This is a genomic window from Rhizobium sp. KNZ14-9A (genome assembly GCF_056755015.1).
The window spans coordinates 358,042-376,811 of sequence record NZ_JBPGXB010000001.1; the positions used below are offsets into that span (position 1 = coordinate 358,042).

19 protein-coding genes are annotated in these 18,770 nt (G+C 60.9%); 14 read left to right on the forward strand and 5 right to left on the reverse strand.

Features of this window, described 5'->3' with window-relative positions; translation table 11 throughout:
- Positions 1-11 precede the first annotated feature (11 nt).
- The 9 genes from ACR9ZQ_RS01845 (at position 12) to ACR9ZQ_RS01885 (ending at position 9,272) form a co-directional block, all read left to right on the forward strand.
- Positions 12-785, forward strand: a complete 774-nt coding sequence (locus tag ACR9ZQ_RS01845; protein WP_481426701.1) for an SDR family NAD(P)-dependent oxidoreductase — start codon at positions 12-14, stop codon at positions 783-785.
- 103 nt (positions 786-888) lie between these two features.
- Entirely contained in the window at positions 889-2,124 is a 1,236-nt protein-coding gene (locus tag ACR9ZQ_RS01850; RefSeq protein WP_481426702.1) for an ABC transporter substrate-binding protein, read from the forward strand.
- Between the two features lie 99 nt (positions 2,125-2,223).
- On the forward strand, positions 2,224-3,333 hold the full coding sequence (locus ACR9ZQ_RS01855) for an ABC transporter ATP-binding protein (protein WP_481426703.1): 1,110 nt from the start codon (positions 2,224-2,226) through the stop codon (positions 3,331-3,333).
- 53 nt (positions 3,334-3,386) lie between these two features.
- Entirely contained in the window at positions 3,387-4,268 is an 882-nt protein-coding gene (locus ACR9ZQ_RS01860; RefSeq protein WP_481426704.1) for a polysaccharide deacetylase family protein, read from the forward strand.
- 11 nt (positions 4,269-4,279) lie between these two features.
- Complete coding sequence (locus ACR9ZQ_RS01865; RefSeq protein WP_310384205.1) at positions 4,280-4,612, forward strand: hypothetical protein; 333 nt, start codon at positions 4,280-4,282, stop codon at positions 4,610-4,612.
- Complete coding sequence (locus tag ACR9ZQ_RS01870; RefSeq protein ID WP_481426705.1) at positions 4,605-5,654, forward strand: CobW family GTP-binding protein; 1,050 nt, start codon at positions 4,605-4,607, stop codon at positions 5,652-5,654. Before ACR9ZQ_RS01865 ends, ACR9ZQ_RS01870 begins: the two co-directional genes overlap by 8 nt.
- Positions 5,651-6,865 (forward strand): ABC transporter substrate-binding protein, encoded by a 1,215-nt coding sequence (locus ACR9ZQ_RS01875; protein WP_481426706.1) that lies wholly within the window; start codon positions 5,651-5,653, stop codon positions 6,863-6,865. The genes ACR9ZQ_RS01870 and ACR9ZQ_RS01875 overlap by 4 nt, the downstream gene beginning before the upstream one ends.
- 20 nt (positions 6,866-6,885) lie before the next feature.
- A complete protein-coding gene (locus tag ACR9ZQ_RS01880) occupies positions 6,886-8,259 on the forward strand; it encodes an amidase (RefSeq protein ID WP_310384211.1) in 1,374 nt (457 codons plus the stop codon).
- A 44-nt stretch (positions 8,260-8,303) separates the two neighbouring features.
- Entirely contained in the window at positions 8,304-9,272 is a 969-nt protein-coding gene (locus ACR9ZQ_RS01885; RefSeq protein WP_481426707.1) for a cyclase family protein, read from the forward strand.
- Positions 9,273-9,534: 262 nt separating this feature from the next.
- On the opposite strand, the gene speB is transcribed toward ACR9ZQ_RS01885, so the two are convergent.
- Complete coding sequence (gene speB / locus ACR9ZQ_RS01890; RefSeq protein WP_310384215.1) at positions 9,535-10,590, reverse strand: agmatinase; 1,056 nt, start codon at positions 10,588-10,590, stop codon at positions 9,535-9,537.
- 96 nt (positions 10,591-10,686) lie between these two features.
- On the opposite strand from speB, the gene ACR9ZQ_RS01895 reads away from it, so the two are divergent.
- Positions 10,687-11,850, forward strand: coding sequence for an aminotransferase (locus tag ACR9ZQ_RS01895; protein ID WP_310384217.1), 1,164 nt, complete (start codon positions 10,687-10,689; stop codon positions 11,848-11,850).
- Here the strand turns inward: ACR9ZQ_RS01895 and ACR9ZQ_RS01900 are convergent.
- From ACR9ZQ_RS01900 to hutC, 4 genes are all read right to left on the reverse strand, one after another.
- Positions 11,827-12,366, reverse strand: a complete 540-nt coding sequence (locus tag ACR9ZQ_RS01900) for a flavin reductase family protein (protein WP_310384219.1) — start codon at positions 12,364-12,366, stop codon at positions 11,827-11,829. The genes ACR9ZQ_RS01895 and ACR9ZQ_RS01900 overlap by 24 nt on opposite strands.
- Positions 12,363-13,718: an LLM class flavin-dependent oxidoreductase gene (locus ACR9ZQ_RS01905; protein WP_481426708.1), complete on the reverse strand. Its 1,356-nt coding sequence runs from the start codon at positions 13,716-13,718 to the stop codon at positions 12,363-12,365. Before ACR9ZQ_RS01905 ends, ACR9ZQ_RS01900 begins: the two co-directional genes overlap by 4 nt.
- A 110-nt stretch (positions 13,719-13,828) precedes the next feature.
- The gene (locus ACR9ZQ_RS01910) at positions 13,829-14,770 is read right to left on the reverse strand and encodes a LysR substrate-binding domain-containing protein (protein ID WP_481426709.1); all 942 of its coding nucleotides are present in this window, start codon (positions 14,768-14,770) and stop codon (positions 13,829-13,831) included.
- Positions 14,767-15,510, reverse strand: a complete 744-nt coding sequence (gene hutC / locus ACR9ZQ_RS01915) for a histidine utilization repressor (RefSeq protein ID WP_481426710.1) — start codon at positions 15,508-15,510, stop codon at positions 14,767-14,769. The genes ACR9ZQ_RS01910 and hutC overlap by 4 nt, the downstream gene beginning before the upstream one ends.
- Positions 15,511-15,731: 221 nt before the next feature.
- Here hutC and ACR9ZQ_RS01920 point away from each other — a divergent pair, with 221 nt between their 5' ends.
- The 4 genes from ACR9ZQ_RS01920 to ACR9ZQ_RS01935 all read left to right on the forward strand — a co-directional run bounded on the left by ACR9ZQ_RS01920 (position 15,732) and on the right by ACR9ZQ_RS01935 (position 18,752).
- Positions 15,732-16,559, forward strand: coding sequence for a transporter substrate-binding domain-containing protein (locus tag ACR9ZQ_RS01920; protein ID WP_454857942.1), 828 nt, complete (start codon positions 15,732-15,734; stop codon positions 16,557-16,559).
- Positions 16,560-16,657: 98 nt separating this feature from the next.
- Positions 16,658-17,299, forward strand: a complete 642-nt coding sequence (locus ACR9ZQ_RS01925) for an amino acid ABC transporter permease (RefSeq protein WP_481426711.1) — start codon at positions 16,658-16,660, stop codon at positions 17,297-17,299.
- On the forward strand, positions 17,296-17,964 hold the full coding sequence (locus ACR9ZQ_RS01930; RefSeq protein WP_310384232.1) for an amino acid ABC transporter permease: 669 nt from the start codon (positions 17,296-17,298) through the stop codon (positions 17,962-17,964). Before ACR9ZQ_RS01925 ends, ACR9ZQ_RS01930 begins: the two co-directional genes overlap by 4 nt.
- Positions 17,961-18,752 carry an amino acid ABC transporter ATP-binding protein gene (locus ACR9ZQ_RS01935; RefSeq protein ID WP_454857948.1) on the forward strand — a complete coding sequence of 264 codons (792 nt, stop codon included), beginning with the start codon at positions 17,961-17,963 and terminating at the stop codon, positions 18,750-18,752. The genes ACR9ZQ_RS01930 and ACR9ZQ_RS01935 overlap by 4 nt, the downstream gene beginning before the upstream one ends.
- Positions 18,753-18,770 lie beyond the last annotated feature (18 nt).

The window sequence follows — 18,770 nt, forward strand, 5'->3', positions numbered from 1 at the left end:
AGGAAAACACAATGACCACGATTTCTTCGACACCCCGCATCGTGCTGATCACCGGCGCCGGTATCGGCATCGGCAAGGCGACCGCATTGGCATTCGCCAAGCTCGGCGACCACGTGATCGTCACCGACGTCCTGAAGGACGAAGGGCGCGCTGCCGTAGCGGAGATCGAAGCCGCGGGCGGCTCGGCCGAATTCATCGAGCTAGACGTCCGGTCGACATCGGCGGTCGATGCTGCGGTGGCCAGCGTGGAGAAGCGCCACGGCTGCCTTGACGTCATTATCGCCAATGCCGGCATCGCCCACAAGGCGCCGCTCGATGTGCTCGACGATGACAGGTGGGAGCTGACCTTCGACATCGATCTCAAGGGCATCTTCCGTGTGGTCCGCGCCGCCGCGCCAGGAATGAAGGCACGTAAATCAGGTGCGGTGGTGGCGCTTTCGTCGATCATGGGTGTCGCCTACGGCTGGGACGAACATGTGCATTATTCCGCCGCCAAGGCCGGCGTTGTCGGCCTCGTACGCGGCCTGGCGGTCGAACTTGCCCGCGACGGCATCCGCGTCAACGGCATGGCACCCGGCTACATCCGCACCGCACAGCTTCTCTCGGAAGAAAATTCGCTGGGACCGAAGGGCGCCGAAGCGGCAAGCGCCTTCATCCCGATGGGGCGGCTCGGCGAACCGGAAGACGTTGCAGATGTGATCGTCTTCCTGGCCTCGAACAACGCGAGATACATGACCGGCCAGACGCTGGTCGTGGATGGGGGGCTCCTCGTGGGCCGATACTGACGGAGGGTGCGTCAGGACCGATCCCGCCCTGACGCCGAGGCCGGACGAGAACGATGGGTGGTCATGGAGGCCATTCTGGGGAACAAAAAACCGGAGAACGACAATGACACTTTCGATGGACATGAATCGACGTTCGCTGCTGAAACGATCCGCGGGCGCCATGGCGCTTGCCATCGGCGGCGGCACACACTTCCTCTCCTCGCGGGCAGCCTATGCACAGGCAACCGGCCTTGCCGGCGAGCAGCTGCGCACGATCGGCCTTTCGGTCACTGTGCAGGAACGCATCCTCGCCGAGTTCAAGGCGGCCAGCGGCGTTGGCACGACATCCGGCACGGCGGCGACCTTCCCGGATGCGCAGACCCGCATCCTTTCCGGTTCGAAGGATTATGACGTCTGGGAAACGATTGGCGAGCGCCTTCCCTCGGTCGTGATGACCGACAATGCCGACCCGATCGAGACTTCGGGTCTGAAGAGCTGGTCGAATATCCGCGAGATATTCACCAAGCCCGATCCGCGGTTCGATCCGAAGGCGCAGATCGTCGGCCAGATCTGGACCGACGAAAAGCAGACGGCGCTCTGGATGGTGCCTTCGGTCTTCAATTTCAACTCCGTCGGGTACAATCCGGACGTGCTCTCCGACGAGGAAGCCAACAGCTGGACGGCGATCTTCGACAGCAAGTACAAGGGCAAGTCCGGTCTCAATACCGACCCGCTGACGGCTTTCGGCCAGGCGGTCATGGCGATGAACACGCTCGGCCTCTCCAACGTCAAGAATCCCGGAAATCCGACCGCCGCGGAAATCGACGAAGCCGCAAAGTTCCTGATCTCGAAGAAGAAGGACGGCCAGTTTCGCGCTCTCTGGGGTGATTTCGGCGAACTCGTCAATTTCCTCGCATCCGGCGAAATCGTCGTCTGCGACGCCTGGCAGCCGGCCGTCATGGCCGTCAAGGCGCAGGGAAAACCCTGCAAATACGCCATCCCGAAGGAAGGCTATCGCGCCTGGTCGATCGGCAACACCATGCTGAAGGGCACGCCGAACAAGGAAGCCGTTGTCGCCTATGCGGATTACTGGCTGTCGGGCGAACCGGGCATCACAGTGTCGGAACAGGGCTATTATTCGCCGACCACCAACATCAAGCAGAAGATGGCGCCGGAGAAATACGCCTTCTGGTACGAAGGCAAGCCATGGGTCGGTGCGGCGGAGCGCGGCATCAAGGAGGGCGATCTGCGCGATGGCGGTTCGCTCGAGACCCGCGCGGCAAACGTTGCCTACTGGCACCAGTGGCCGGATGAATACGACCACCTCATCCAGAAGTGGGATGAGTTCCTCAGCGCCTGATGCGTCACTCCCAGCGCCCCATCCGCGATGTGGTGAAGGCGCCAACTGGCAGGCGGCTCCGGCCGCCTGTCCTTCCACCCGCAACCCGGAATGACCGCCATGATACATGACCTCGAACTTTACCAGATCGGCAAGGTCTACGATAACGGAACGCCGGCCGTGATCGATTTCAACCTCGCCGTCGACAAGGGCGAGTTCATCGCCTTTCTTGGTCCGTCGGGCTGCGGCAAGACGACGACGCTGCGGATGATCGCCGGCTTCGAAAGCATCTCCTCCGGTAATCTGATGATCAAGGGCGAGCGGATCAACGATATCGGTCCGGCACAACGGCCGACCTCGATGATCTTCCAGAATTACGCGCTCTTCCCCCACATGACGGTGCGCAGCAATATCGGCTACGGCCTCGAGGTGAAGCGCATGCCGAAAGCGCAGCGGAATGCAAAGGTCGATCGTATCCTGGAAAAGCTCGGCCTCGAGGGCATCGCCGACAAGCGATGCGACAAGCTTTCCGGCGGCCAGCGACAGCGCATCGCGCTTGCGCGTGGCCTCGTGGTCGAGCCTGATATCCTGCTGCTCGACGAGCCGCTCGGCGCCCTGGACGCCAATCTGCGCAAGACGATCCAGAGCGAATTGAAGCTGCTTCAGCGCGAGCTCGGCGTGAGCTTCGTCTTCGTCACCCACGCCCAGTCCGAAGCGCTGGCGCTGTCCGACCGGATCGTCGTGATGAACCAGGGCCGGATCGAGCAGATCAGTCGGCCGCACCAGCTCTATACGCGGCCCAACACGCCTTTCGTCGCGCAGTTCATCGGCCGCAACACGATCTTCAAGGGTGCGGTCAAGGGCCACGAGAAGGGACATGTCATGGTCGACACGCCGCTCGGCCTTCTCACCGGCGATGCCAACGGCGCGGTCGCCGACGGAGACGCGGTGAGTGTCGTGATCCCTGCGGAAGCGATCGAGGTGCATGCGCTCGACAAGGGCGGCCGCGAAGCGATCGCTCAGGCCGCCGACGGCAATGTCATCGATGCCAGGATCCGCCGCTTCGACGTCGTCGGGCATATCTCGCATCTTTCGGTCGCTCTGCCGGATGGACGCGTGCTGGCGCTCGAAGCCCATGTCGACAAGTATCCGCCCGGCGCCTTTCCGGTCGATGCGCCGGTCGCGATCGCCTTCAAGCCGGAAAACGCCACCGTCATTCCCGCCCACTGAAAAGCCGGCCGATCAAAGCCGGACCAACGAGACCATCACAAGGAGACCCCGCAATGGCAAAAGAAATCTTCTGCAGCTTCGGCATCGACGTGGACGCCGTCGCCGGCTGGCTCGGCTCGTATGGCGGCGAGGATTCGCCGGACGACATCTCGCGCGGCCTGTTTTCCGGCGAGGTCGGCAGCCTGAGGCTGTTGAAGCTCTTCGAGCGTTTCGGCATCAAGACCACCTGGTTCATCCCCGGCCACTCGATCGAGACGTTCCCGGAACAGATGCAGGCCGTCGCCGATGCCGGCCACGAAATCGGCATCCATGGCTACACGCATGAAAATCCGATCGCCATGACGCGCGAGCAGGAAATGGAGGTGCTCGACAAGTGCATCGCCCTCGTCACCAAGCTCTCCGGCAAACGGCCAACCGGCTATGTGGCGCCCTGGTGGGAATTCTCCAACGTCACCAACGAGCTCCTGCTCGAGCGCGGCATCAAGTACGACCACTCGCTCATGCACAACGACTTCACGCCTTATTATGTCCGCGTCGGCGACAGCTGGACCAAGATCGACTATTCGAGGAAACCGTCGGACTGGATGGTGCCGCTGAAGCGCGGTCACGAGACCGACCTGATCGAGATTCCGGCATCCTGGTACCTCGATGACCTGCCGCCCATGATGTTCATCAAGAAGGCGCCGAACAGCCACGGCTTCGTCAACCCGCATGACATCGAGCAGATGTGGCGCGACCAGTTCGACTGGGTCTATCGCGAGATGGATTACGCCGTCTTCCCAATCACGATCCACCCTGATGTCGCCGGCCGGCCGCAGGTTCTGATGATGCTGGAGCGTCTCTACGCCCACATGATCAAGCATCCCGGCGTCAAGTTCGTGACGATGAACGAGATCGCCGACGACTTCGTCAAACGCTTCCCGCGCAAGAAGTAAGAGGCAAGGCGATGTGTTCGCTCTGCGGTATTCTGGGTGGCAACGAGCACTGGGCCGACGCGGTCGCGCGGCCCGGGGTCTATACCCGTACCGCCGAGCGGATCGACCGCCGGCGCGAGCGCGCCCGCCGTGTTGCGATCGCCAACCGCATTCTCGATGCCTTCGGGCTTGGTATCTCCGACTGGCAGGGATCCTCCTTCCTGCTGTCGACCCGGACCGGAAAGACCGAGATCATCGAGGATCTCGGACACCTCTGGCCGGCGGCCGAGCGGCTTGCGGGCCGCCCGCTCGATCCATTGGCCGAGCCGCTTCTCGACCGGTTGGAGGCGAGCGGCCATGACTAATGCCTTTCCGGACTTCACGCCCGTCACGCTGCTGACCGGCTTTCTCGGATCCGGCAAGACGACGTTGCTGCGACGGCTGTTGACCGATCCGGTGCTCTCGAACGCTGCGGTGCTGATCAACGAATTCGGCGAGGTCGGGCTCGATCATCACCTGCTCGAGCGGATCGACGAGAACATGGTGCTGCTGCAATCCGGTTGCCTTTGCTGCACGGTGCGGGGGGAACTGGCAGATGCGATCCGCGATCTGCATTCGAAGCGCGAGCGCGGCATCGTCCCGCCCTTCGACCGGATCGTCATCGAGAGCACGGGGCTTGCCGATCCTTTTCCCGTTCTTTCCACACTGAAGGCCGATCCGGTGTTGCGGCATCATTTCAGGTCCTCGGGCGTAATTGCCACGGTCGATGCCGTCAATGCGGGGACACAGCTTGCCGCCTATCGCGAGCCGATGCGGCAAGTGGCGGTGGCAGATGTTCTGGTGCTGACCAAGGCCGATATCGCCGAGGCCGGCCAAGTCGCGCAGGTCACGGCGATGATCCGGCAGATCAATCCGGATGCGCCGATCGTCCTTTCGACGGACGATGTCTTTGATGTCATCATGCTGCTGGAGGACACGACAACGGGCCGCGCCGAGGCGATGCAATCGCCGGGCGGCTTCTATTGCGACGATCCGGGGCCTCGTCTTGCCGGCGAACATTCCGGCGGCATTCGGTCCTTCGTGCTGGTGAGCGAAGGCACGGTCGATTGGACAGCCTTCGGCATCTGGCTGACCATGCTGCTCAACCGGCACGGCGACCGCATCCTTCGGGTCAAGGGCATTCTCAACATCAAGGGCGAAGACTTTCCCGTGGCGGTTCACGGGGTGCAGCACCTGGTCCATCCGCCCGTCCATATGCAATCCTGGCCAGGCGGGGACCGGCGTTCCCGCATCGTCTTCATCGTCGATGGCATCGCGCCCGCGGCGATCGAGCGATCGTTCAACGCCTTCAACGGGTTGGGTGCGGCACAGCGCGCGCCGCGGCGGGTCGAGGAGACGCAGCCATGAGAAAAATGCCGACGCCGAAGAGTTTCCCGACGCCCGCCCTCCATACAGAGGGCCGGATCAAGCTGCGCATCCTGGGCACGGCGATTTCGCTGCTGGAAGAACTCCGGCTCGGTGCTGAGCGCGATCTCGGCATGGACATCGAATTCGACAATCAGGACTTCATGACCGCCCAGCACAAGGCGGCGCTGGAGCCGATGGCTTACGACATCTACGACCAGTGTTTCCACAACCTCGACATCGTCTGGTACTGGCGCGCCGTGCAGCCGATCGACATCGAGCGGATCACTCTCTGGGACGAGATCACGGATCTGACCAAGACGGGCCGCATCGGGCCGAATGCGCGGATTGGGCAGGGCGATGCGCCGGTGACCAAGCTTTTCGTCCAGCCGAACCTGGCGCTTGCCGAGACGCCCTCGCAGCGCATTTCGATGCTGCCGACGACCCATAATTTCGACAGCTTCGCCTACCGGACGGATGCGGCCAATTCCAACCAGATGACCTCCTGGGCGGCACTGCTCGACCCGCGTTGGCACGGACGCGCAGCCCTCGTCAACGAGCCCGCAATCGGCATCTTCGATGCAGCACTTGCGGCGCAGTCGGCCGGCCTTATGACCTTTAACAATCTCGGCAACATGAGCATCGAGGAGATCGATCGGTTGCTCGACATTCTGGAAGAGCGCAAGAAGGCCGGCTTTTTCCGCGGCTTCTGGCGTTCGGCCGAGGACGCGGCGAACCTGATGACGAAGAGCGACACGCAGATCCAGTCGATGTGGTCGCTCGGGATCAGCAAGCTGAACCTGCGCGGCTTTCCCGTCGAACTCGCCAATCCTGCCGAGGGTTACCGCGCCTGGCATGGCGGGCTCTGCCTGTCGAAGCGGCTCTCCGGCCGGATGCTCGACGCGGCATACGATTATCTCAACTGGTGGATCTCCGGCTGGCCCGGCGCGGTGGTGGCCCGGCAGGGCTATTACATGTCGACGCCGGCACGCTCGCGGCCGCACATGACGCCGGCCGAATGGGACTATTGGTACGAAGGCCTGCCGGCGGCGACTGACCTGCCAGGCCCTGACGGGCTCCTCCGCGTTAAGGCGGGTGCCGTGCGCAGCGGCGGCTCCTACTGGCAGCGCGCCAACTCGATCGCCGTCTGGAACACGACCATGGACGAACACAATTACCTCGTGCGCCGCTGGATGCAGTTCGTGGCGGCGTGAGTGGAACTGGAAACGACAGAATGACACTCTCTTACGGCTCCCTCTCGATCGCCCAGTTGTCCACCCTCATCCAGGGCGGCAGCGTCGATCCTGTTGCGGTGGCGGAGCAGGTCTTTGGGGCGATCGAGGACCATGACGACAAAGCGATCTTCATCTCGCTGACGCGGGAGCGGGCAATGGCGGAGGCGCATGCCTCGTCGAAGCGGCTGAAAGACGGTCGTTCGCTCGGTTTGCTCGAAGGCATTCCGGTCGCCTGGAAGGATCTCTTCGATGTTGCCGGCAGCGTTACGGCGGCAGGATCCAGGCTGCTTCTTCGCGATCAGGCACCGGCTGCGGCCGATGCCGCCGTCGTCTCTGCGCTCGCTGCGGCCGGCATGCTCGCAATGGGCCGGGTCAACATGAGCGAGTTCGCCTTCTCCGGCCTTGGCATCAATCCGCATTTCGGGACGCCGAAAAACCCCCGCAGCACGGACGTCGCCCGCATTCCGGGCGGCTCGTCCTCCGGTTCGGGCGTGGCGGTGGCGGCTGGTGTCGTGCCGGTCTCGATCGGCTCCGACACCGGCGGTTCGGTGCGCATCCCGGCAGCGCTGAACGGCATCGTCGGCTACAAGGCGACGCGTGGGCGCTATCCCATGGCGGGCGTGTTTCCGCTTGCCACTAGCCTCGATTCGCTCGGGCCGCTCTGTCGCTCGGTGCAGGATGCCGTCTGGATCGACGCGGCGATGCGTGGAGCCATGGCACCGACGGTCAGTTACAATCCGCTTGCCGGACTGGAGGTCGTCATTCCCACCAACATCGTCTTCGACGATGCCGAGCCGGGTGTTCTTGCAGCCTTCGAGGCGGCCGTCGAGCGTATGTCGGGCGCCGGTGTCGTATTCACGCGGCTGGAGATCCCGGCCTTTGCGGAAATTCTGCAGCTGATGGCAAGCCACGGAGCCCTGGTGACGGCAGAGGCTTACTGGCTGCACCAGGCCCGGATTACCGGGCCGGATGCCGGGCTGATCGATCCGCGCGTGGTCTCGCGTACCAGCTTCGGCGAGAAGATCAGCCTTTCGCACTATCTCGACATTCTGTCTGCCCGCACGCGGCTCATCGAGGCGGTGGACCGGCTGGTCGGTGGCCGGCTGATCGCCTTCCCGACCGTCGCGCATGTGGCGCCGCCGGTCGAGCCGCTAAAGACTGACGACCAACTCTTCCTCGCCACCAATGGCAAGACGCTGCGCAACACGCTGCTCGGCAATTTCCTCGACTGGTGCGGTGTGTCGATCCCCTGCGGCGCAGGTGACGCCGGCATGCCGGTCGGCTTCCTGTTGTCAGGGCTGGCGCGGACTGACGAGCAGCTGCTGTCGGTGGCGCTTGTCGCCGAACCGGTCATTCGCGGCGAAACGATCTGAAGGCGACCGGCTGGCGGCTGCGAAGATGAACAAGGAGAGTGGCAATGTGCATGGCCTGTTATGTCGACGAAGCGACCAAGAGCAAGATCATCGCTTACAATGCCGAATTCCATAAGGTGACGAAGAGCCCCTATGGCAGTGACGACGAGATCGGCATGCTCAACCTGATCGACGCCAGGTCGCGCTCGGCGATCATCGGCCGCACCGACGCGTCGAAGGTCTTTGACCTCTCGGTCGACCATTTCGTCGGCATGCCCGGCTGGTTCGGTGCTGGCGACCAGCCCTACCAGATATGGATGACCCACACGCCGCAGGGCGAAATCGTCGCCAACACCATGGGCGTGACGCGCGAACAGAACGAGCTCGTCGCCTATTCCGGCGACAGTATCTCGATGTACACCCATTGCGGCACGCATATCGATACGTTCAACCACTTCGGCTACAATGGCGAGATCTTCAATGGCTTCACGGCACGCGATCACCTCGGCAGCCGTGCCTGGGATATTTGCGGCCCGGAAAAATATCCGCCGATTTTTGCACGCGGTGTTCTTCTCGATATCGCGGCCATGTATGGCGTTGACACGCTGCCGCCGAGCCATCCAATCGGCAAAGCCGACATCGAGGACTGCCTTAAGAAGCAGGGCCTAACAATCCTGCCCGGCGATGTCGTTTTGCTCCGCACTGGCCAGATGCGGTTATGGCCCGACATGGCCTTCACTAGGAATACACCTGGCCTCAACCGCGAGGGCGCCGAGTATATTTCCAAGCACGGTGCCATCATGATCGGCGCCGACAACCTGACCCTCGAACAGACGCCGTCGGCGCATGAATTAAACTTCTTCCCCGTACACACCTATCTGCTGGCGGAAGCAGGTGTTCCCATCCTGGAAATGGCTTACCTCGAGGAACTTGCTAGCGAGAAGCTCTACGAATTTGCCTTCTTCGGCGCATGCATCAAATTGCGTGGAGCGACGGGCGCACCGATGCGTCCAGTGGCGATGCCACTGACCTGAGCGCGGGGGTGGACGACTCCGCAGATCTGCGACAGTTATATTGCACTGCGATATCAGCTATTGCAATGCCGTAAAGCCATCTGCGCAAATGTACCGAGGCGAAGGTGATACCAGCGCCCTCTAGCGCCGAACGGATTTTATGATCATCCCCGGCTTCAGCCATAACCGCTGCTTACTAGCGATGTTGCTTTTACCGTTCGTTGGCGTTCAACAGCTTCGTCAGGAGACTGCCCGCATTTCTCGCATTCCTTGAACAGAATGTTCAGCGTCTGCCGATCGATGGGCTGAACACCATCAGGCTGAGGATCTCGAAGAGCACCTGCGCTGCGGCGTGTGCAGTGTTGCTCGTTGCGTCATATTGCGGTGCAACTTCGACGACGTCGCCGCCGACCAGATTTACGCCTTTCAGCCCGCGGATCAATTCAAGGACTTCACGCGTGGTCAATCCACCGATCTCAGGCGTGCCCGTGCCGGGTGCAAAGCTCGGATCGAGGCTGTCAACGTCGAAGGAAAGATAGGTCGGGCCGTCTCCGACGATGGATTTTGCCTTGGCGACGACCGCCGCGATCCCCATTCCACTGATCTCCTCGGCATGGATCACGGTCATTCCCGACGCATAGGAGAATTCCCACAAATATTCGGCCGAACCGCGGATGCCGATCTGGATTGTCCTTGTCGGGTCGAGTGCGCCGTCCAGCACAGCGTTCCGGAACGGTCCGCCGTGATGAAACTTTGTCCGATCGAATGCACCGCTTGTGTCGCAATGGGCATCGATATGGATAAGACCGACCGGTTGTTGCCGGCCGATGGCCCTCAAAATCGGATGGCTGATCGAATGATCGCCTCCGACGGCAAGCGGGGCGACGCCGGCATCAACGATTTGGCCAATGCGCCTTTCGATGTCGTCGTGGCTGAGCTCTAGCCGGTAACGGCTCTGGAATGAAACGTCGCCGATGTCGGCGACCCGAAGATCAAAAACCGGCGCCGTGGCGAGAACGTGATTGTACGGGCCGATCCTTTCGATGGCGCGAAGTGCGCGCGGTCCGAAACGGGAGCCTGGGCGATTGGTGACACCGAGATCCATCGGGATTCCCGTGATTGCGACCTGGAGATTGCCGAAGTCCGGCTCTTCGGCAGCGACCTGCATATAGGGTGCGCTGAGGAACGTTGGCACTCCAGAATATGGCGCCAGTCGCGTGCCATTTTTGGAGATGATCTTGTCCGCCACTTTTCGAAACGTCTCATCGAATATCTCGCCGCCATTGGTGTCCGCAAACTCCGAGCGCAGCTGCTCAAGCCGCATTTTGTCCCACGCCATCGGCATGCGTCTCCGCTTCAGTTTCGTCTGGCCCAACAAAGAGGTTGAGAAAGCCATTGGTATCGTTGTAGCAATCGGGATCAAAGAGAAATCGATATGACCGCCGCAAAATTCAATTCGCTCGTTTCCCGCCTTTCTGCCCCGCCCATTCCGTCCGTCGTTGCATGGGGCCGTGAATACAAAGGGCTGAAGGGTCCACTCATCGATCTTTCGCAAGCCGTGCCCGGCTATCCTGCACATCCGGAGATGCTGCGTCTTCTCGGCGAGACGGCCGGACAACAGGCGATGACGGGATACGGGCCGATCGAGGGCGAGTCTTTATTGCGCAAGACCTACGCTGCCCATGTTGCCGAGCTTTACGGCGCGGCCATTTCCGCCGGCAATATTCACATTACGGCCGGCTGCAATCAGGCGTTCATGTGTGCCGCGATCGCGCTTGCTGGCGCAGGCGATACCGTAGCGCTCACCAATCCCTTCTATTTCAATCATGACACGACGCTGTCGATGCTGGGTATCGGGCGGCGATTGGTCGACTGCGATCCCGCCAACGGGTTCTTTCCCGATACGCGTTCGGCCGAGGCGGCACTTGCGGCCGGCGCGAAGATGCTGGCGGTCGTTACACCCAACAATCCGACCGGGGCAGTGTATCCGCCGGAGCTGCTTCATGAGCTTTTCGTTCTCTGCCGGAAATATGGCGCCTGGCTGATCCTCGATGAGACCTATCGCGATTTCCTCGGCGCCGATCACGGACGGCCGCACTCGCTGCTGTCAGAGCCGGGTTGGGAGGATACGCTCGTTCTTCTCTACAGCTTCTCGAAATCCTTCTGCATTCCTGGCCATAGGCTGGGTGCGATCACGGCAGGACCCAAACTCGTCGCCGAGATTGCGAAAGTGATGGACAACATGCAGATCTGCGCACCGCGTTCGGCTCAGATCGCCGTTGCATCGGCCATCCCGTTGCTCGCCGACTGGCGGGCCGGCAACCGTGCCGAGATCGCTCGCCGGGCGGATGCGCTGAGGCTGGTCGTGTCCAGGCTGCCAGGCTGGGAGATTGGAGCGATCGGCGCCTATTTCGCCTTTGTTCGCCACCCTTTCGCCGATCGATCGTCTTCCGAGGTGGCCGAAAAACTCGCCAGGGAATCCGGCGTCGTTTGTTTACCCGGCGCCTATTTCGGCGAGGGACAAGAGCGTTACCTCAGGCTTGCATTTGCCAATGCGGATGTCGCGTCGATAGGCCTATTGTCCGAGCGTCTTTTCTAGACCGCGGCGCTCAGCCTCTGCCGGAAGTTGATGAAAAGTGCCGCGCCAATAGAGAAGCGGCCCTATGCTCTTTCGGATTTTGATCGCGCAGATATGCCCGATCAAAATTGCATGGGAATGATGGTGGAATGCGGTTTCAAGCCTGCAATCCAGCACTGCAAGAGCCTTTTCAAGGACGGCCGCGCCGGTCTTCAGGCGGTACCATCCCGCATCGCCATAGCGTTCGGCGCCTTTGCGTCCATCTAGGCCGGCAAAGGATTGCGCCACAGTCTGCTGATCGGCGGCGAGCACGTTGACACAGAAGCAGCCGTACCGTTGCAGCACTGGCCATGAGGAAGAGGCACGATTGACGCTGACGATGACGGAGGGTCGCTCCGCCGAAAATGAAGAGACCGACGTCGCGGTGAAGCCGGTGCGGTCTTCCCCGTCTCCGACGGTGATCACGCTGACGGCACCTGCCAGATGACGCATCGAAAGCTTGAAGTCCGCTTCGCTGATCAAGGTTTCTGCGCTCATAGGCCCGCTGCTTGCGTTTTGGCGAAGCGGTTCGCCGGCATTGAGAGGCCGAGGTTCTCGCGCAAGGTTCTGCCCTCGTATTCGTCGCGGAACAGCCCGCGGCGGCGAAGCTCCGGCAGAACGAGCCGCACGAAGTCGTCGAGACTGGACGGCAAGGTCGGAAACATCAGGATGAAGCCATCGGCGGCGCGTGTCTCGAACCATTCCTCCATGTAGTCGGCAATCTGGACCGGCGTGCCCGTCATGCCATTTCCGGTATGCTTCTCGGCATAGTGCCGGATGAGTTCGCCGACGGTGCGGCCGCTTCTGACGAAATCGACCAGTTCGTCGAACAGGGCGCGCGATCCCTTGGGCGCCGCCGGCAAGCGATCCATGGGGAAAGGCTTGTCGAGAGCCACGTCGCGCAGGTCCGCTTCCAGGAATTCGGAGAGCATCAGCCGGCCAACGTCCGGATGCATCTTATTGATCAGATAATCCACCTTCGCCTTGGCCTCGGCTTCGGTCTCACCGACGTTGATAACGATGCCCGGCATGATTTTCAGATCGTCCGGATCGCGTCCATAGGCCGGCATCCGGCTTTTGACGTTTTGATAGAAGGCTCGGTTGCGCTCGATATTCGACGCGAGGCTGAAGACGATCTCGGCCGTGCGTGCCGCCATGTCCATTCCGGGTTCAGAACCGCCCGCCTGGGCGATGACGGGGCGACCCTGGGGCGTTCGCGCGATGTTAAGGGGGCCGCGAACCTGGAAGTGCTTGCCTTTATGATTGAGCGTATGGTGTTTGCTCTTGTCATAGTAGACACCGTTTTCACGGTCGAGAAGCAACGCGCCTTCCTCGAAGCTGTCCCAAAGACCGAACACGACATCGACGAATTCGTTGCCGCGCTCATAGCGCAACGCATGCGGGTCGAGCCCCTCGCGGTTGAAGTTGTAGCCGGTTTCGTCGTGGTCGGAGGTGACGACGTTCCAGCAGGCGCGTCCCCTGCTCAGATGGTCGATTGAGGAAAACAGACGCGCGACATTGTACGGCTCGTAATAGCTCGTCGAGACCGTCGCCACGAGACCGAGATTATCGGTTGTGACCGCCAGAGCCGAAAGCAGCGAGAGAGGTTCGAAACGGTTCATCTTTGTGGGAATGCGGGCGAGCGCATTCGCGTCACCGACGGCAGCGGCGGGAGAATCCGCCATGAACATGAAATCGAATTTGGCCGCCTCGGATCGTTTGGCGACATCGAGCAGATGAGCAAAGTCGTTGGCGCCATTGACGTCGCTTGCCGGATGCAGCCAGGAGGCGGGATGAAAACCGAACGTATAGACGAAAGTTCCGAGTTTCATCTTGTCGGCCCGCGCCATCGAACTCTCCTGCCATGTCGGTCATGCCACCGCGGGAAACCGCCTGCGCAAATTATCGTCAGGCACAAATTTTCATCAAGATCGCGTAGCTGAGTTCTGTTTTAGTTTTTCTAAAGTGTCGGCGCGGGCGCGGACGTCAGGGCCTGCTGACGGGAAACAGCCACCAGCCAATCGCGGAATTCGCGCCCATGGGGCTTCTGCAACGCCGCGCGATCCCAGGCGAGATAATAGCTTTCGCGCAGCGCGATGCGTGTGTCGACGGGGATGACGAGCGTCTGTGCCTCGAGCTCATCGGCAATCATAGACATCTGCGCCAGGACGACGCCGCGCTTGTTGACGGCTGCGTCAATCGCACTGCTCGACAGAGTGAAGGAAAGACCGGCTGTGCTCTCCTCGAACGCGGTGCCCGTCTTAGCAGCAAACTCGCGCCAGCTTGGATAGGGTGTGAAGTGCCGCTCCCATTGGACATGCAGGAGTGGATATTCGAGAAGCCGCGCGACGGAGGGCGTCTTGCCCTTGATCAGCGCCGGCGAGCAGGCCGGGACGACCCAATCGCGGAACAGTTCCGTATAGTGTTCATGCTGCAGCACATCCGATCCATAGCTGATGCGGAAATCGACGTCGTCGAAGCCCATGCGCGGTTCCTTGTCGCGGCCGACAATCCTGACATGAGCATTCGGGTGAAGGGCCTGCCAGTCGAAGATCCGGCGCCCTATCCATTTATTGACAACGGAAGACAGGGCGCTGAGAACCAGAGCATTCTCATTGCGCGCCCGTTCCAATATCTGTTCCGCGAGCGCGAATTGCTCGAAACCCTTCGCTATTTCCTGGTGATAGAGCCGCCCCCATTGGGTGAGTTCCACAGTGCGACCGTTGCGCTCCAACAAGGTGACGCCGAGAAAGCTCTCGATCTTGCGAATCTGCTGACTTATCGCGCCGGCGGAAACCTTCAACTCGAGGGCCGCGGCGCTTACGCCGCCACAGCGGCCGACGGCTTCGAACGCCTGTAAGCCCTTGAGCGGCACCGTCCTGATAGGCTGTTTTACCGTCAAAAGGAGCTTCTCCGCGGCGGTTGATCTGGGATACCTCTCTCCGTCGGATGAAAGTCGCCGGCGAATTGGAAACGGTCGCCGGGATGGATGATCTCGACGTGAGTGACCGTCCGGCTGCCCTGCCATGTCTGACGGATCAGAGTCAGGCAGGCCTCGCCACGCTCGGTCTCAAGCAGGCGTGCCGTGGCGGCATCGGCCGAAACCGCACGAATGACATGCCTTGCCTTTGACCAAGGCACCATGTCCAGCAGCCATTTGCCGGGCGGAACCGAAGCAAAGCTTTCGGTTCTGGCAGACGGTACCATGGCGAGCATGATAATGCGCCGCTCCAGCGCATTTGGCTTGCCGTCCACGCTGTGCAGGCAGTGAAGCCGCAGGATCTCCGATCCCGTCGTCTCGCCGAGCTTTGCCGCGGTGGCATCGTCCAGTGTCTCGAGCCTTCGCCGCAGGATCCTGTAGCTGTGGTCATGCCCCGCCAATTCAGCTTCCGTGGAAATGTCCTGGATATCCATCACGGTGCGGTCGATCTGCCGGGCAGCGACGAAGGAGCCAACCTTGCGGCGGCGTGTGATCATTCCCCGTCCCGCCAGGGCCGAAAGAGCCTTGTTCACGGTCATTCGGGAACATTGATACTCTTGTACTAGCTCGTGTTCGAAGGGGATGCGGTGACCAGGTTGCCAAACACCAGCCATGATCCTGGTTTCGATGTCTTCGAAAATTCTCTGATGAATTGAGACCATAACTCACCTCGATCCAGCGATGACATTCAATTTCCACCAAAGCCGCCGCTACCGGCACTGTGCGGCACAAATCTTGCCTCCGCCGAGTTTAGCGTTTGACAGTGTAGGCCGGCCTGTATCTATTTGTATAGACAAAAGCGGATCAGAGAAATCCGCTCGGCGGGACAACGATTGGGGAACTTGGACCTTCCACCGGAAGGCTAAAAACTGGAGAGAAAAACATGAGGAAGAATTCGCTTCTGAAGGGCCTGGTCGGCGCTGCATTTCTGTTTGGCGCGACGATTTCCGCCCATGCGGCGGACACGCTTGCCGCCGTGAAGGCCGCCGGCAGCATGAAGGTCGGTACCGAGACGGCCTTCGCACCGTTCGATTTCATCGACGCTGGCGAACATGTCGGCTTGAACGTCGATCTTTTTAACGAGATCGGCAAGGAACTCGGCGTGAAAATCGAATGGGTGACGCTTCCCTGGGATGGCGTCTTTCCGGCGCTCGAAGCCGGCAAGTTCGACGTCGTCGCAGGCCCAGCAACGATCACCAAGAAGCGCATGGAGCGCTATCGTTTCACCCCGCCGCTTGCCGAGGCGACCATCGCGATCCTGAAAAAGGCCGGCGACCAGACGATCAACAAGCCGGAAGATATCGCTGGCAAGAAGATTGGCGTTGGCAAGGCGACCGCCCAGCTCGATCAGCTCAAGGAGTTTTCCGAAGCCCTGCCGACAAAGGTCGATATCCGCGAATACCCGGCCTTCACCGAGTCCTATGCGGATCTCGCGGCCGGCCGCATCGCCGGTGTTGCCAATTCACTGCCGAATATTGCTTTCGTCGCCAAGCAGCGCGAAGGCACGTTCGAAGTCGTGATGCCGCCCTTTGGCAAAAAATCCTATTTCGGCTTTATCGGCCTGAAGGATGCAGATCATGCGCCACTGATGGACGCAATCGACGCCGCCATGCTGAAGATCAAAGCTGACGGCCGGATGGCGACGCTACAGAAGAAGTGGTTCGGCGCGAGCTTCGACACACCAGATTCCGTTAAGGACCCGGCATTCTGATCGGCCATCGGAAATCGGCCATGCCCGCGGTGTTGCCGGGGCATGGCCGAGAAATGCGACCGGATCTTCCTCACCGCCAAGCGAGCGAAATCTGAACAATGTCCGTCAAACTCTTCGAGTTGCTTCTGCAGGCATCGATCTACACGGTGACCATCAGTGTTGTGTCGATCCTCATCGGTTTTGCGATTGCGATCCTTCTGTCGGGAATGCTGCTGTCGGGGCGAGGGCTTTTCGTGCGACCTGCCCAGATTTTCATCAGCTTCTTTCGCGGCGTGCCGCTGTTGGTGCAACTGCTGCTGATCTACAATCTGCTGCCGGTCATCGGCATCAATGTGCCGAGCATCGTGGCCGCGATCATCGGCCTGTCGCTCTGCACGGCAGCCTACCAGGCCGAGAACCTGCGCGGCGGCTTTACCAGCGTGCCTCTAGGCTTGGTGGAGTCGGCGGAAATGGTTGGTCTGACGCCGCGCCAGATCTTCCGACGCATCAAGGTTCCGATCGCCTTGCGCCTCACGTTTCCAGCTCTTGTCAACGAGGCGATCCTCATTCTCAAGGCGTCGTCATTGGTCTCAGTCGTTGGCATCGTCGAACTGACGCGTATGGCCCAGGACCTTGCCGGCAGCACCTTCCTGCCGCTGCAGCTCTTCGCATCCGCCGGTCTCATCTATCTGGTGATCAACTGGTTGATGGCGCTTGCCGGCGGCCTGATCGAAAATAAACTCCCGGGGGCGCCGCGTTGACCTTCGACATCAATGTCCTCATCGGGCAATGGCCCGCCATCGTCAGCGGTGCCGGCGTGACGATCATGATATGGATTCTGGGCACCATCGCTGCAGCCGTCATCGGCTTCCTGACGGCAGTCGCCCGGCAATATGGCGGCGTGCTGATCAACAAGGCGCTGGGTGCCGTCGTAGCCGTACTGCGCGGCACGCCGTTTCTCATCCAGATATTCCTGGTCTATTACGGCGGCCCCTTTGTCGGCCTTGATCTCGATCCCTTGCCCGCCGGATTGATCGGCATTTCGATCTATGGCGCGGCCTATTTCAGCGAGATCTTCCGCTCCGGCTTCCAGGCTGTGCCGAAGGGCCATATCGAGGCTGGCGAGTGTGTCGGCCTGACAAAGGGGCAGATCGTCAGGCGCATTCTATTGCCGGAAATGACGATGCTGGTGCTGCCGCCATCCGTGAATATGGTGGTCATCCTGATGAAGGAGACGGCGGTCTTGTCCATTATCACCGTGCCGGAGCTGACGGCCACGCTGAGTGCAATCGGGTCGCAGCAATATGCCTTCGTCGAAGCACTCTCCGCATTGGCGCTTTTCTATTGGGTGCTCGTCGAAGTCACCGGCTGGCTTGGCAACCTTGCTGAAACGAAACTTTCCAGATTCAGGTTTTTCAACGCATGAGCGTCCCCGCAATAGCAGTTAGGAATCTCATCAAGACTTTCGGAGAGACCACGGTCCTTCATGGTATCGATCTCGCTATCGAGCCCGGACGGGTTTCCTGCCTCATCGGCCCTTCCGGTTCCGGCAAGAGCACGCTTTTGCGCTGTATGGCTTTTCTTGAGGAGGCAACGCGCGGGACGATCTCCATCAACGGCGAGGTGCTTGGCTTCACCGAGGATTCTCAAGGACGGCGCGAGCGCATCTCCGCCGCCACCAACCGGGCGATCCGTGCCCAAATCGGCATGGTGTTCCAGCAGTTCAATCTCTGGCCGCACATGACGGCCCTCGGCAATGTCAGCGAAGCATTGAAGACGGTTCACAAGATGAGCCGCAAGGATGCGGAGGAGCGGGCAATGGCCCAGCTCGTCAAGGTTGGTCTCGAGGGCCGGGCCGGCCACTATCCCTCGCAGCTATCAGGCGGACAGCAGCAGCGCGTGGCGATCGCCCGGGCCCTGGCGCTGAAGCCCAAGATCATGCTGTTTGATGAGCCCACCTCGTCGCTTGACCCGGAGTTGACTGGCGAAGTCTTGAACGTCATGCGCGATCTGGCCTCCGAGGGCATGACCATGGTCGTTGTCTCGCACGAGATAGGTTTTGCTGCGACTGTCGGCCAGCAGATCATCTTTCTCGATCACGGCAAGGTGCTCTTCAGCGGATCGCCCCAGGAGGTCTTTAAGAAGCCGAGAAACCCCCGCCTTGAACAATTCCTCGATACCTATCTCGACCGCGGCGCCTCGATGTTGCTTTAATGTGCATGTCCTTCCCGA

Excerpts from the sequence above, each read along its gene's own strand:
- ACR9ZQ_RS01845 (WP_481426701.1), top strand. The coding sequence starts at position 12 with ATGACCACGATTTCTTCGACACCCCGCATCGTGCTGATCACCGGCGCC.
- ACR9ZQ_RS01850 (WP_481426702.1), top strand. The coding sequence starts at position 889 with ATGACACTTTCGATGGACATGAATCGACGTTCGCTGCTGAAACGATCC.
- ACR9ZQ_RS01855 (WP_481426703.1), top strand. The coding sequence starts at position 2,224 with ATGATACATGACCTCGAACTTTACCAGATCGGCAAGGTCTACGATAAC.
- ACR9ZQ_RS01860 (WP_481426704.1), top strand. The coding sequence starts at position 3,387 with ATGGCAAAAGAAATCTTCTGCAGCTTCGGCATCGACGTGGACGCCGTC.
- ACR9ZQ_RS01865 (WP_310384205.1), top strand. The coding sequence starts at position 4,280 with ATGTGTTCGCTCTGCGGTATTCTGGGTGGCAACGAGCACTGGGCCGAC.
- ACR9ZQ_RS01870 (WP_481426705.1), top strand. The coding sequence starts at position 4,605 with ATGACTAATGCCTTTCCGGACTTCACGCCCGTCACGCTGCTGACCGGC.
- ACR9ZQ_RS01875 (WP_481426706.1), top strand. The coding sequence starts at position 5,651 with ATGAGAAAAATGCCGACGCCGAAGAGTTTCCCGACGCCCGCCCTCCAT.
- ACR9ZQ_RS01880 (WP_310384211.1), top strand. The coding sequence starts at position 6,886 with ATGACACTCTCTTACGGCTCCCTCTCGATCGCCCAGTTGTCCACCCTC.
- ACR9ZQ_RS01885 (WP_481426707.1), top strand. The coding sequence starts at position 8,304 with ATGTGCATGGCCTGTTATGTCGACGAAGCGACCAAGAGCAAGATCATC.
- speB (WP_310384215.1), bottom strand. The coding sequence starts at position 10,590 with ATGGCGTGGGACAAAATGCGGCTTGAGCAGCTGCGCTCGGAGTTTGCG.
- ACR9ZQ_RS01895 (WP_310384217.1), top strand. The coding sequence starts at position 10,687 with ATGACCGCCGCAAAATTCAATTCGCTCGTTTCCCGCCTTTCTGCCCCG.
- ACR9ZQ_RS01900 (WP_310384219.1), bottom strand. The coding sequence starts at position 12,366 with ATGAGCGCAGAAACCTTGATCAGCGAAGCGGACTTCAAGCTTTCGATG.
- ACR9ZQ_RS01905 (WP_481426708.1), bottom strand. The coding sequence starts at position 13,718 with ATGGCGCGGGCCGACAAGATGAAACTCGGAACTTTCGTCTATACGTTC.
- hutC (WP_481426710.1), bottom strand. The coding sequence starts at position 15,510 with ATGGTCTCAATTCATCAGAGAATTTTCGAAGACATCGAAACCAGGATC.
- ACR9ZQ_RS01920 (WP_454857942.1), top strand. The coding sequence starts at position 15,732 with ATGAGGAAGAATTCGCTTCTGAAGGGCCTGGTCGGCGCTGCATTTCTG.
- ACR9ZQ_RS01925 (WP_481426711.1), top strand. The coding sequence starts at position 16,658 with ATGTCCGTCAAACTCTTCGAGTTGCTTCTGCAGGCATCGATCTACACG.
- ACR9ZQ_RS01935 (WP_454857948.1), top strand. The coding sequence starts at position 17,961 with ATGAGCGTCCCCGCAATAGCAGTTAGGAATCTCATCAAGACTTTCGGA.